This is a genomic window from Curvibacter sp. CHRR-16 (genome assembly GCF_018474005.1).
In the GTDB taxonomy this organism is placed as follows: Bacteria; Pseudomonadota; Gammaproteobacteria; order Burkholderiales; family Burkholderiaceae_C; genus Allorhodoferax.
The window spans coordinates 299,261-311,669 of the sequence record NZ_JAHCSH010000002.1 but is presented as its reverse complement, the minus strand read 5'-3'; the positions used below and the strand labels follow the sequence as shown (position 1 = coordinate 311,669).

General features: G+C 59.4%; 11 protein-coding genes. 6 read left to right on the top strand and 5 right to left on the bottom strand.

What is annotated here, in order from left to right; genetic code table 11:
• Both KIK84_RS05025 and KIK84_RS05020 read left to right on the top strand, forming a co-directional pair.
• Positions 1-708 (top strand): HAD family hydrolase, encoded by a 708-nt coding sequence (locus KIK84_RS05025; protein WP_214121919.1) that lies wholly within the window; start codon positions 1-3, stop codon positions 706-708.
• A gap of 32 nt (positions 709-740) precedes the next feature.
• Entirely contained in the window at positions 741-1,124 is a 384-nt protein-coding gene (locus KIK84_RS05020; RefSeq protein WP_214121918.1) for a hypothetical protein, read from the top strand.
• Positions 1,125-1,155: 31 nt separating this feature from the next.
• On the opposite strand, the gene KIK84_RS05015 is transcribed toward KIK84_RS05020, so the two are convergent.
• Genes KIK84_RS05015 through ugpB form a run of 5 tightly spaced genes read right to left on the bottom strand, consistent with a single transcriptional unit; the run spans position 1,156 to position 6,095 of the window.
• The gene (locus tag KIK84_RS05015; RefSeq protein WP_214121917.1) at positions 1,156-1,989 is read right to left on the bottom strand and encodes a glycerophosphoryl diester phosphodiesterase; all 834 of its coding nucleotides are present in this window, start codon (positions 1,987-1,989) and stop codon (positions 1,156-1,158) included.
• Between the two features lie 16 nt (positions 1,990-2,005).
• Positions 2,006-3,037, bottom strand: coding sequence for a sn-glycerol-3-phosphate ABC transporter ATP-binding protein UgpC (gene ugpC / locus KIK84_RS05010; protein ID WP_214121916.1), 1,032 nt, complete (start codon positions 3,035-3,037; stop codon positions 2,006-2,008).
• A complete protein-coding gene (gene ugpE, locus KIK84_RS05005; RefSeq protein WP_214121915.1) occupies positions 3,038-3,892 on the bottom strand; it encodes a sn-glycerol-3-phosphate ABC transporter permease UgpE in 855 nt (284 codons plus the stop codon). It abuts the gene before it with no gap.
• A gap of 2 nt (positions 3,893-3,894) precedes the next feature.
• Positions 3,895-4,782, bottom strand: a complete 888-nt coding sequence (gene ugpA, locus KIK84_RS05000; RefSeq protein ID WP_214121914.1) for a sn-glycerol-3-phosphate ABC transporter permease UgpA — start codon at positions 4,780-4,782, stop codon at positions 3,895-3,897.
• Between the two features lie 2 nt (positions 4,783-4,784).
• Positions 4,785-6,095, bottom strand: coding sequence for a sn-glycerol-3-phosphate ABC transporter substrate-binding protein UgpB (gene ugpB / locus KIK84_RS04995; RefSeq protein WP_214121913.1), 1,311 nt, complete (start codon positions 6,093-6,095; stop codon positions 4,785-4,787).
• Positions 6,096-6,322: 227 nt separating this feature from the next.
• Here ugpB and KIK84_RS04990 point away from each other — a divergent pair, with 227 nt between their 5' ends.
• From KIK84_RS04990 to ubiE, 4 genes are read left to right on the top strand one after another with little or no spacing between them, the layout of a single operon-like run.
• Positions 6,323-10,219, top strand: coding sequence for a DUF3683 domain-containing protein (locus KIK84_RS04990; protein WP_214121911.1), 3,897 nt, complete (start codon positions 6,323-6,325; stop codon positions 10,217-10,219).
• The gene (locus tag KIK84_RS04985) at positions 10,216-11,208 is read left to right on the top strand and encodes an AI-2E family transporter (protein WP_250207759.1); all 993 of its coding nucleotides are present in this window, start codon (positions 10,216-10,218) and stop codon (positions 11,206-11,208) included. The genes KIK84_RS04990 and KIK84_RS04985 overlap by 4 nt, the downstream gene beginning before the upstream one ends.
• Positions 11,209-11,213: 5 nt before the next feature.
• On the top strand, positions 11,214-11,609 hold the full coding sequence (locus tag KIK84_RS04980; RefSeq protein WP_214121910.1) for a gamma-butyrobetaine hydroxylase family protein: 396 nt from the start codon (positions 11,214-11,216) through the stop codon (positions 11,607-11,609).
• A gap of 19 nt (positions 11,610-11,628) precedes the next feature.
• On the top strand, positions 11,629-12,360 hold the full coding sequence (ubiE, locus tag KIK84_RS04975) for a bifunctional demethylmenaquinone methyltransferase/2-methoxy-6-polyprenyl-1,4-benzoquinol methylase UbiE (RefSeq protein WP_214121909.1): 732 nt from the start codon (positions 11,629-11,631) through the stop codon (positions 12,358-12,360).
• Positions 12,361-12,409 lie beyond the last annotated feature (49 nt).

Below are 12,409 nucleotides of genomic sequence, written 5' to 3'. Positions count from 1 at the left end.
ATGTCAAATGCATGGAACCCTGCGCCACTGCAAGCGCTGCTGTTTGACCACGATGGCACCTTGGTCGATTCCGAAACCGGCCACTGGCAGCAATGGAACCAAGCGCTGGCCGAACTGGGCGTGTCCATAGACGAAGCCGATTATTCCGCCCACTACGCGGGCTTGCCCACGGTCAACAACGCCCAGCGCTTGCTGGACACTCTGCTGTGCGAGTCCGAGTCGCGCAAACCGCCCGAGCAGCGCCTGACGGTGCAAGACTTGGTGGCGCGCAAGCAGGCCGCCACGCGGGCCTATTTGCAAGGCGGTGCCTTCCCCCTGATGCCCGGTGTGCGCGAGATGCTGCAGTTTTGCCAGCAAGCAGGGCTGCGCATGGCCATCGTGACCGGGGCGCGCCAGTTTGTGGTGGAGGCTACGCTGCGCTTTCATGGGCTGGAGGGCGTGTTTGAAACCGTCGTCAGCGCCGATGACGTGCAGCACAGCAAGCCCCATCCCGCCTGCTACCTGCTGGCTTTGCAGCGCATGGGCTTACAAGCCTCCCAAGCGCTGGCGGTGGAAGATACCCAGTTTGGCTTGGCTGCCGCCCACGGCGCGGGGGTGGCCTGCGTGGCCATTCCCACGCCCTTGTCAGCCCACCACGACTTTGCCAAGGCCGTGCGGGTGATGGAGAGTTTGGGGCAGTTGCAAAGGGAGCTGGCGCAGAAAAGCTAATGCGCCGCGCTTCTGTTTGGGAGGGCTGAACTGTGGATGTCGGTTTTTTGTTGATTGTCGTCGTAGCCGTGCTGTTGGGCGTATTCCTGCCGTGGCTGTCTGATTCGAAAAATGGTCGCGCAAATCATGGGTTGGCAGCCCTGCAAGCCCAATTGCAAGAATGGGTGCAAAGTTCAGCGGCGAGACAGTTGTCGATTGATCCTGAACGTTACGAGGCAGTGTCGGCTGAATTGGCGATGCATCGGCGTATCGAATCGGGTGATGTCCGAAGCCTCACAACTTACATCCTCAACACCAAGGGCCAATACGTCATGGTGTTGGTTTCACTCGATACAGACCAACCTTATGTGAAGGTGGTGGAGGATCGCATAGCCCGCATTGTGCTGAGAGAACGTTACAAAGCCCCAGAAACCTAGTGGCAGTACGTGCGACATTGCGTCTTTCACTCTACGCCGCGCTGAACAAGTCCACTCGGTCGGTGATGATGCCGTCGGTGTGCAGCACCTCCAGCAAGTGGGTGGCAGCAGCGGCGTCGTTGACGGTGTAGCTCAGGGCTTTGAGGCCAGCATCCTGCACCGCCGATACGCTTTCGGGGGTCCACAACTGATAGTCGCAAATCACGGCCACACACTGCAGTTGCAGGGCGGTGTCTAGCCAGCCGGGGTGCAGCTCCTCCAGCAGCAGGCCGCGCGGCAGCGCGGGGCGGCTGCTTTTGGCTCCGGCCAGCGCTTCGGGTGCAAAGGAGCTGAGCAAAGGTGGTACGGCCTGGCCTTGCCATAAGCGGGCGGCGTGCTGTGCAACCACGGCACCGGTGTGGTGTTCGGTGCCGGGGGTGGGTTTGATTTCGATGTTCAGAAAGTGCCGATTGGCCAAGCAAAAGCGGGCAATCGCTTCTAGGGTGGGCAAGGTTTCCCCAGCATAGCGGCGGCTGTGCCAGCTGCCAGCATCCAGTTGGCTGAGGGTACTCCATGGCAGATTGCCTGCTATGGTTTTTGTAGCAGCTACAGCTTGCCCAGCATGCTCTACAGCCTGATTTGCTGTGGATGCTGTGTTGGCGTAAGGGGTGCTGGCAATGTTGCTGGTGCGCTCTAGCGTATCGTCGTGCAGCAAGAAGGGGACGCCGTCGGCGCTCAGTTTCACGTCGCACTCGTACATGCGGTAACCGTGCTCAGCGCCGAGGCGAAAGGCGGCCAAGGTGTTTTCTGGTGCCAACTTGCCTGCGCCGCGGTGGGCTACCCAGCGAGGGTAGGGCCAAGGGGAGAGGGGGGTGGCAGCAGTCATGGCAGCGCTCCTGTGTTCAGATAATTCGCAGCCCGCTGGCCGCATCGAAGCGGTGCAGTTTATCGCTGCGTGGGGTGGCGTGCAGCAAGCTGCCCACTGCGGGTGCCGGGGTGGCTTCGTCGCAGCGCACGATGAGGCTGTCGTGCAGCGCATCGCCTGTGGCGTTGGCCCAGCGGCAGTACACCAACCGCTCGGCGCCCAGCAACTCGCACGCTTCCACTTGCAAGGCCCAGCCTTGGCCGGGGGTGATGTCCAAATGCTCGGGGCGAATGCCCGTGATGTGGCCTACCGTGGCACTGGGCGCATGGCGCAGCAGGTTCATGGGTGGGGAGCCGATGAAGCTGGCCACAAAGGTGCTGGCTGGCGTGTTGTACACCTGCTCGGGGGTGCCGATTTGTTCCACGCGGCCAGCGTTCATCACGATCATGCGCTGGGCCAGCGTCATGGCTTCCACTTGGTCGTGTGTCACAAACAGGCTGGTGATGCGCAGGCGTTGGTGCAGCTTTTGAATCTCCAGCCGGGTTTGGGCGCGCAGCTTGGCGTCCAGGTTGGAGAGTGGTTCGTCGAACAAAAACACCTTGGGCTGGCGCACGATGGCGCGGCCCATGGCCACGCGCTGGCGCTGACCGCCCGAGAGTTCGCGCGGTTTGCGTTGCAAGTAGGGTTGCAGTTCCAGCATGCGGGCTGCCTCGTCCACACGGGTGCGGATGTCGGCTTCGCTCACTTTGGCGATGCGCAGGCCGTAGGCCATGTTGTCGTACACGCTCATGTGCGGATACAGGGCGTAGTTCTGGAACACCATGGCCATGTCGCGCTCGCTGGGTTCCAAGTCGTTGATGACCTTGTCGCCCAAGCGCATGGTGCCGCCGCTGATTTCTTCCAAGCCCGCCACCATGCGCAACAGGGTGGACTTGCCGCAGCCGCTGGGGCCGACGATGACGATGAATTCGCCCGCCTCAATCTCTGCGTTGATGCCGTGGATGACTTGGTTGGCCTTGGGGCCTACGCCGTAGCGTTTGACGATGTTGTCGAATGAGAGTGCAGCCATTTATTTTTCCGAATCCACGAGACCTTTGACGAACCACTTTTGCATCAGCATCACCACCAGCGCAGGGGGCAGTAGTGCCAGCATGGCAGTGGCCATGACGATGTTCCATTCCGTTTGCGCATCGCCCCCAGAGCCGATCATTTGCTTGATGCCCACGACGATGGGGTACATGCTTTCATCGGTGGTGACCAAGAGGGGCCAGAGGTATTGGTTCCAGCCATAAATGAATTGGATGACAAACAGCGCGGCCATGCTGGTGCGGGATAGGGGAACCAGCATGTCCTTGAAAAAGCGCATAGGGCTGGCACCGTCCATGCGCGCAGCCTCTGTTAATTCTTCCGGCACAGTTAAGAAAAATTGGCGGAACAAAAATGTGGCGGTGGCCGAGGCAATCAGCGGCACCGTCAGGCCGGCGTAGCTGTTGAGCAGGCCAAAATCGGCTACCACTTGGTAAGTGGGGCCGATGCGCACTTCCACCGGCAGCATCAGCGTGATGAAGATGCTCCAAAAGCAGGCCATGCGCAGCGGGAAGCGGAAATACACAATGGCAAAGGCCGACAAGAGGGAGATGGCGATCTTGCCCAGTGCAATGACCATGGCACTGACGAGGCTGACTACCATCATGCTGCCAGCGGCAGCGTGCGAGCCGGTGCCTGTGCGCGTGCCCAGCCATGCGGTGCGGTAGTTTTCTACCAGTTCTGAGCCTGGTAGCAATGGCATGGGGTTTTGCACCACATCTTGGGTGGTGTGGGTGGATGCGACAAAAGTCACATAAATGGGAAAGGCGATGATTAGCACGCCCACGATCAAAATGGCATGGGACAGAAAGTCCAGCCAGGGTCTGCGTTCCACCATGCTCAGTAGTTCACTTTCTTTTCAACGAAGCGGAACTGCACCACCGTCAGCAAAACGACGATGACCATCAGTACCACCGATTGCGCAGCCGATCCACCCAAGTCCATGGCCTTGAAGCCATCGAAATACACCTTGTAGACCAAGATGGCGGTGTCTTTGCCGGGGCCGCCTTTGGTGGCTGCATCCACGATGGCGAAGGTGTCGAAAAAGGCATACACCACGTTCATCACCAGCAAGAAGAAGGTAGTGGGCGAAAGCAACGGAAACTGGATAGTCCAGAAGCGCTTCCAAGGCTTGGCGCCATCCATGGCTGCCGCTTCGATCAGCGACAGCGGAATGGACTGCAAGCCAGCCAAGAAAAACAAGAAGTTGTAGGAAATTTGCTTCCAAACAGCCGCCATCACGACCAGCGCCATGGCGTGTGAACTGTTGAGCAGCGGGTCCCAGTTCAAGCCCAGTTCGTGCAAGGCGTAGCTGACAAGACCAATGGAGGGTGAGAACAAAAACAACCAGAGCACGCCCGCCACGGCGGGGGCTACGGCGTAGGGCCAAATGAGCAGGGTGCGGTAAATGGCTGAGCCACGTACCACCCGATCTGCAAACGTGGCCAAGAGCAAAGCCAATGACAAGCCCACCACCGTGACCAAACCAGAAAACACAGCGGTGGTCTGGAACGAGGCGAGGTAGCTGGCATCGTTCCAGAGGTTGCGAAAATTCTCCAATCCCACATAGTTGACGCTGGTACCAAAGGCGTCAGACTGCTGCACCGACTGCAAGATGGCCTGCAGCGCGGGCCAAAAGAAAAACACCACGATGATGACCAACTGGGGCGCCATGAGCGCCCAAGGCAACCAGCGGGAGCGGAAAACAACGCGCTTGTCAGAAGCCATGATCAGTGGTTGGCTTTCTCAAAACGTTCCAGCAACTCATTGCCGCGTTGCACCACGCTGTCCAAGGCTTCTTTGGCGCTCTTTTTGCCAGCCCAGACTTGTTCCAGTTCTTCGTCCTCAATGGTGCGAATCTGCACGTAGTTGCCCAAACGAATGCCACGGGACTTGTCGGTCACCTTGCGGATCATTTGGTTCACGGCCACATCGGTGCCGGGGTTTTCTTTGTAGTAGCCCGACTTTTCAGTCAGGTTGAAAGCCGCTGTCGTCACAGGCAAGTAGCCGGTGCGTTGGTGGCTGGCCGCTTGCACTTCGGGGCTGGAGATGAAGTTGAAGAACTTGGCAATGCCTTTGTATTCATCGGCTTTCTTGCCCGACATGACCCACAGGCTGGCGCCGCCAATGACGGTGTTCTGAGGGGCTCCGGGTACGTCTTTGTAATAGGGCAGGGGCGCAACGCCGTAGGCGAACTTGGCGTTTTTGCGCACGTTGCCGTAGAAGCCGCTGGAAGTGGTCATCATGGCGCATTCCCCCGACACAAAGGTGGCTTCTGGTACGTTGCCGCGGCCTTTGTAAACAAACAAACCTTGTTTGGCCATGTTGGCCAAGTTCTCAATATGGCGCACGTGCAGGGGGGAGTTGATCTTCAGGCGTGCGTCCAACCCGGCCAAACCGTTTTGCTTGGTGGCGTATTCCACGTTGTGCCAAGCGGAAAAACTCTCCAACTGGGTCCAGCCCTGCCATGCAATCGACAGGGGGCATTTGTGGCCGCTGGCTTTGAGTTTGGCAGCAGCCAGTGTCACGTCTCCCCATGTGGCGGGGGGCGTATTGGGATCCAGTCCTGCGGCCTTGAACGCATCTTTGTTGTAGTAGAAAACCGTGGTCGAGCTGTTGAAGGGAAAGCTCATCATTTGCCCGTTAGGCGCGGTGTAGTACGCGGCTATGGCTGGAATGTAGGCTTTGGGATCAAATTTCTCGCCCGCATCGGTCATGATTTTGCCCACGGGCACCACAGCCCCTTTGCTGGCCATCATGGTGGCGGTGCCCACTTCGAATACTTGCAAGATATGGGGGGCGTTGCCTGCGCGGAAGGCGGCGATGGCAGCGGTCATGGACTCGTCATAGCTGCCTTTGAAGGTGGGAACCACCTTGTAGTCCGACTGACTGGCATTGAACTGCTTGGCCAAGTCGTTGACCCATTCGCCATTGACGGCAGTCATGGAATGCCACCATTGGATTTCGGTAACCGCCATGGCGGGGCTGCTGATGCAAGCGGCCAAGCCCAGTGCCAAGGCGGTGCGGCGCAAAGTCTTCATGAGAGGTCTCCTAGCGGTGAAAGCGGGGCATGCTATGTGTTGTTTGTGTCAAAGCCGTGTCACGGTCATGACGCCCAGATGGGGATTTTGGCGAATTTGACCGCTTGGTCAGGCCTCTAATTCTCAGTGCTTACCCGTAGACTTAGCTAGCATTTGGTGGCTGGGTTACTATCTACGGCCCTGCATTACCCGCGTGGCCCTGTGTCTGGCTGGCGGGCCTGATTCCGATGAACGCTCCGACTTCGCATTTCCACCTGCTCCAAGCAGGTCAGCACGACGACGCTGGTGCCGACCGCGTCCGTGAAATTCCGTACAACTACACCTCGTTCTCCGACCGGGAGATCGTGATCCGTCTGCTCGGCCTTGAGGCGTGGGATTGGCTCACCCAACTGCGCCAAGAGCGCCAGACAGGCCGTTCGGCCCGCATGCTGTACGAAGTGCTGGGCGATATCTGGGTGGTACAGCGCAACCCCTATTTGCAAGACGACTTGCTGGACAACCCCAAGCGCCGCGCTTTGCTGGTGCAGGCGCTGAACCACCGCTTGCATGAGATAGAGCGCCGCCGCACACCGCAAGACGATGCCAGCCGCGATGCGCTGGTGGGCAGATTGCTGCAGGCGGCTCACCAAACGGTGAAGTCCTTTGACTCTCACTTCAACGCCATGGCGCAACTGCGCCGCCAGACCCAGAAGGTGCTGGCTCGCCACACCCGGCGCGACAACATCAAGTTCGACGGTTTGAGCCGTGTGGCCCACGTGACCGACGCGACCGACTGGCGCGTGGAATACCCCTTTGTGGTGCTCACGCCCGACAGCGAAGCCGAGATGGCGGCGCTGGTCAAAGCCTGTATCGAGTTGGAACTGACCATCATCCCGCGTGGGGGCGGTACGGGCTACACCGGTGGTGCTATTCCGTTGACTTGGAAGAGCGTGGTTATCAACACCGAAAAGCTTGAAGCCCTGACCGAAGTAGAAATGGTGCAACTGCCCGGGTTGAGCCAGCCCGTGGCCACCATTTACAGCGAAGCCGGTGTCGTCACCCAGCGCGTGGCCGATGCGGCCGAGCGCGCCGGCTATGTGTTCGCGGTGGATCCCACCAGTGCCGAGGCCAGTTGCATTGGCGGCAACATCGCCATGAACGCGGGCGGCAAGAAGGCCGTGCTGTGGGGAACTGCTCTGGACAACTTGGCCAGTTGGCGCATGGTCACCCCCCAAGCCGAGTGGCTGGAGGTGGTGCGCGTGAACCACAACCTGGGCAAGATCCACGATGCCGATGTGGCCAGCTTTGAGCTGAAGTACTACAAGGCCGATGGCAAGACCTTTATCCGCCAAGAGCGGCTGGATATTCCTGGCCCGAGCTTTCGCAAAGAGGGCTTGGGCAAGGACGTGACCGACAAGTTCTTGAGTGGCTTGCCCGGCATCCAGAAGGAAGGCTGCGACGGCCTCATCACCAGCGCCCGCTGGGTGGTGCACAAGATGCCAGAGCACACCCGCACGGTGTGCCTGGAGTTCTTTGGCCACGCCCGCGATGCGGTGCCGAGCATTGTTGAAATCAAAGACTTCATGTTTGCCGAGGCCAAGCGCAGCGGTGTGGTGCTGGCTGGCTTGGAGCATTTGGACGACCGCTACCTCAAGGCCGTGGGCTACGCTACCAAGAGCAAGCGCGGTGGCCTGCCCAAGATGGTGCTGATCGGCGACATCGCCGGCAACGACGCCGATGCCGTGGCCCGCGCCACCAGCGAGGTGGTGCGCATTGCCAACTCCCGATCCGGCGAAGGCTTCATCGCCATCAGCGCCGATGCGCGCAAGAAGTTCTGGCTCGATCGCAAGCGCACTGCGGCGATCAGCCGCCATACCAACGCCTTCAAGATCAACGAAGACGTGGTGATTCCGCTGCCGCGCATGGCCGAGTACACCGACGGCATCGAGCGCATCAACATCGAGTTGAGCCTGCACAACAAGCTGGCCCTGTGCGATGCCTTGCAGCAGTTCTTTGCCCGCAAAGACCTGCCCATTGGCAAGACTGACGACGCCAGTGAAATCGCCAGCGCCGAATTGCTGGAAGACCGCGTGCAGCAGGCCCAAACCCTGCTGGCCGAAGTGCGTGCCCAGTGGCAAGGCTGGCTCGATCAGGTCGATGGTCTGTTCCCGCAGCTGCAAGACCACAGCCTGCGCGCTAGCTGGAAGACGCAGATTCGCACGCCGCTGCAAAGCATTTTTGCTGGTGCGGCGTTCGAGCCCATCTTGGCCGAGTGCAATACGATCCACCAGCGCGTGCTCAAGGGCCGTGTTTGGGTGGCGCTGCACATGCACGCCGGTGACGGTAACGTGCACACCAATATCCCGGTCAACAGCGACGACTACCAGATGCTGCAAACCGCCCACCATGCGGTGGCGCGCATCATGGTGCTGGCGCGCAGCTTGGATGGCGTGATCTCGGGCGAACACGGTATTGGTATCACCAAGCTGGAGTTCCTAACAGACGAAGAGCTGGCCCCCTTTGCCAACTACAAGCAAAAGGTCGATCCCAAGGGCTACTTCAACCGGGGCAAGTTGCTACGAAATCAGGAGCAGCCCCAGCAGGATGCATCGCTGCGCCAGGCCGATTTGACCAATGCCTACACGCCGTCTTTCGGCCTCATGGGGCACGAGTCGCTCATCATGCAGCAGAGCGATATCGGTGCCATTGCCGACAGCGTGAAGGACTGCCTGCGCTGCGGCAAGTGCAAGCCCGTGTGCGCCACCCACGTGCCGCGCGCCAACCTGCTGTACAGCCCGCGCAACAAGATTTTGGCCACCTCACTGTTGGTGGAAGCATTCTTGTACGAAGAGCAGACGCGCCGCGGCATCAGCATCAAGCACTGGGAAGAGTTTGAAGACGTGGCCGACCACTGCACGGTGTGCCACAAGTGCTACACGCCTTGCCCGGTGAAAATCGACTTCGGCGATGTGACCATGAATATGCGCAACCTGTTGCGCAAGATGGGCAAGAAGTCTTTCCGCCCCGGCAATGCCGCGGCCATGTTCATGCTCAACGCCACCAACCCCGAGACCATCAAGCTGGCGCGGGGTGCCATGGTGGGGGTGGGCATGAAGGCGCAGCGCTTTGCCAATGACTTGCTCAAGCTGGCGGCCAAAAAGCAAACCAGCGCACCTCCTGCAACGGTGGGAACAGCGCCGATCAAGGAGCAGGTGATCCACTTCATCAACAAAAAGATGCCCGGTGGTTTGCCCAAGAAAACGGCGCGTGCGCTGCTGGATATTGAGGACAAAGACTACGTCCCCATCATCCGCAACCCACAGTCCACCACGGCCGATACCGAGGCGGTGTTTTACTTCCCCGGCTGCGGTTCGGAGCGTTTGTTCAGCCAAGTGGGCTTGGCCACCCAGGCCATGCTGTGGCATGCGGGTGTGCAAACCGTGCTGCCGCCAGGCTATCTGTGCTGCGGCTATCCGCAGCGCGGCTCGGGCCAGTTCGACAAGGCCGAGAAGATCATCACCGACAACCGGGTGCTGTTCCACCGCGTGGCCAACACACTCAACTACTTGGACATCAAGACCGTGGTGGTGAGCTGTGGCACCTGCTACGACCAGTTGCAGGACTATAAGTTCGAGGACATTTTTCCCGGCTGCCGCATTGTGGACATCCACGAATACCTGCTGGAAAAGGGTATTACCCTGCCGCAAGAGAAGGCCGGTGCCTACCTGTACCACGACCCCTGCCACACGCCCATGAAGCAGCAAGATGCCATGAAAACCGTCAAGGCGCTGGTGGGGCCACAGGTGGTCAAGAGCGAGCGCTGTTGCGGCGAGTCGGGCACGCTGGGCGTGACCCGTCCGGATATTTCGACCCAAGTGCGCTTCCGCAAGGAAGAGGAAATCCGCAAGGGTGAAGCCGCATTGCGTGCATCGGGTGCCGTGGCTGAGCAAGACAACGTCAAAATTTTGACCAGTTGCCCCAGCTGCTTGCAGGGCTTGAACCGCTATCAAGGCGACCTGCAAAACGGTTTGCTGGAAGCGGACTACATCGTGGTTGAAATGGCGCGCCACATCTTGGGTGAGAGCTGGATGCCCGAGTATGTGGATCGTGCCAATGCCGGGGGCATAGAGCGGGTGCTGGTATGAGTGGCGTGAGCCCCTTGAACCAGCGTCGCTGGGCGCCGCTGATCAGCCTGCTCATTACGGCGGTCTTGGCCGTCGTGGTGATGTTTTTCCATTTGTTGCCCGGTTTGCTGGCACTGTGCTTGGCCCATGTGTTGACTTTGGCGGTGGCCCGGCAATTGCGCTCGGCATGGGCAGCGGCCTTGGTTATGGTGGCCATGGCGCTGGTGCTGGGCGTGGGCGTGTGGCAGTTGGTTGGCGTGGGTGGCTCGGTGTTGGCGCAGTACCAAGCCTTGCTGCAGCACATGGCCCACACCGTGCTGGAAATCCGCAACAAGCTCCCCCCCGATTTGGCAGCCCATCTGCCCGATGGGTTGGAGTCCATCCAAGCCGCTATTGCTGCTTATTTGCAAAGCCAAGCCCGTGAGCTGGCAGGCATGGGCACCGCGGTGCTGGAAGGCGTGCTGCTGGCCGTGGTGGGTTGGTTGGTGGGTGCGCTGACAGTCGGTACACAAGCACCAGCCACTAGCAAACCACTGGCGGTGGCACTGCGGCTGCGTGGGCGGCGTTTTTTGGCTGCGTTTCGCCAAATTGTGGTGGCGCAGTTTTGGATTGCCTCGTTCAATGCCAGTTGTACGGCTGTGTTTTTGGGTTTGGCACTGCCGTCTTTTGGTGTGCATATGCCCTACACCGTGGCTTTGGTCATTTTCACCTTCTTGGCGGGATTGATCCCCATCGTGGGCAACCTGTTGTGCAATGTGGTCTTGACAGTCGTGGGTGTTGCAGTTTCCCCCCTGGTTGGCCTGACCTGCTTGGTCTTTTTGGTGGTGATCCACAAGGCCGAAATCCTCATTAACGCCAAAGTGGTGGGTAAGCAGACCCGTACCGCTACTTGGGAGCTGCTGGTGGTGTTGTTTGTTAGCGAGGCCGTGATGGGCCTGCAAGGCTTGGTGGCTGGGCCTTTGCTTTACGCCTACCTGAAGCGGGAACTGCACGATACCGGCTGGATCTGACCCTTATGGACAATCTTTATCCGCAAGCCATCACGGTGCATGGCGCATCGCGACAACTCGAAATCACCTTCAGTGATGGGCTGACTTTTCACATTCCCTTTGAGTTGATGCGCGTGTACTCCCCATCGGCGGAGGTGAAAGGGCATGGGCCGGGCCAAGAGGTGCTGCAAACTGGCAAACGGGATGTTGGTATCGAAGCGCTAGAGCCTGTCGGCCAGTACGCGGTGCAACCGTATTTCTCGGACGGCCACCACAGCGGCATCTACACTTGGATCTATCTGTACGAGATGGGGCGCGACCAAGCCCAATGGTGGGCACGCTACGAAGAGCGGCTCCAAGCCGCTGGGGTGGGGCGCGATGACCCCATGCCCGAGCGCGGCAAAGGCTGCGCATCGCACTAACAAGACAATGGGAAGTGGTATGAGTACAACACATTTTGGTTTTGAAACCGTAGCCGAACAAGAAAAAGCCCAACGCGTGCGCAGCGTGTTTGATTCGGTAGCACCCAAGTACGATTTGATGAATGACCTCATGTCGGCGGGTTTGCACCGTGTGTGGAAGGCCTACACCGTGATGGTGGCCAACTTGCAAGAAGGCCAGCGTGCGCTGGACATTGCTGGCGGCACGGGGGATTTGTCCATGGCGTTTGCCAAAAAGGTGGGCAAGACGGGGCAAGTGGTGCATACCGACATCAACGAGGCCATGCTCAGCACTGGGCGCAATCGCCTGCTCAATGCTGGAGTGGTACTGCCTACCGTGGTGTGTGACGCCGAGAAATTGCCCTTTCCCGACCAGTACTTCGACGTGGTGAGCGTGGCCTTTGGCTTGCGCAACATGACCCACAAAGAGGCAGCCTTGGCCGAAATGCGCCGCGTGCTCAAGGACGGTGGTCGTTTGTTGGTGCTGGAGTTTTCCAAAGTGGCGCCGCCCTTGGAAAAGGCCTATGACTGGTATTCGTTCAACGTGTTGCCCAAGCTGGGCCAATTGTTTGCCAACGATGCCGATAGCTACCGGTACTTGGCCGAGTCCATCCGCATGCACCCCGGCCAAGCCGAGCTCAAAGCCATGCTGCACGCAGCAGGCTTTGGTCATGTGGATTACCACAACATGACCGGTGGTGTTGCGGCCTTGCATGTAGGCATACGTTGCTGATACAAAACGCCTAAAGATCACAAACACAATACAGGCACAGAGGAAGGAG

Excerpts from the sequence above, each read along its gene's own strand:
- ugpE (WP_214121915.1), bottom strand. The coding sequence starts at position 3,892 with ATGGTGGAACGCAGACCCTGGCTGGACTTTCTGTCCCATGCCATTTTG.
- ugpC (WP_214121916.1), bottom strand. The coding sequence starts at position 3,037 with ATGGCTGCACTCTCATTCGACAACATCGTCAAACGCTACGGCGTAGGC.
- KIK84_RS04980 (WP_214121910.1), top strand. The coding sequence starts at position 11,214 with ATGGACAATCTTTATCCGCAAGCCATCACGGTGCATGGCGCATCGCGA.
- KIK84_RS04990 (WP_214121911.1), top strand. The coding sequence starts at position 6,323 with ATGAACGCTCCGACTTCGCATTTCCACCTGCTCCAAGCAGGTCAGCAC.
- ugpB (WP_214121913.1), bottom strand. The coding sequence starts at position 6,095 with ATGAAGACTTTGCGCCGCACCGCCTTGGCACTGGGCTTGGCCGCTTGC.
- ugpA (WP_214121914.1), bottom strand. The coding sequence starts at position 4,782 with ATGGCTTCTGACAAGCGCGTTGTTTTCCGCTCCCGCTGGTTGCCTTGG.
- KIK84_RS04985 (WP_250207759.1), top strand. The coding sequence starts at position 10,216 with ATGAGTGGCGTGAGCCCCTTGAACCAGCGTCGCTGGGCGCCGCTGATC.
- KIK84_RS05025 (WP_214121919.1), top strand. The coding sequence starts at position 1 with ATGTCAAATGCATGGAACCCTGCGCCACTGCAAGCGCTGCTGTTTGAC.
- ubiE (WP_214121909.1), top strand. The coding sequence starts at position 11,629 with ATGAGTACAACACATTTTGGTTTTGAAACCGTAGCCGAACAAGAAAAA.
- KIK84_RS05015 (WP_214121917.1), bottom strand. The coding sequence starts at position 1,989 with ATGACTGCTGCCACCCCCCTCTCCCCTTGGCCCTACCCTCGCTGGGTA.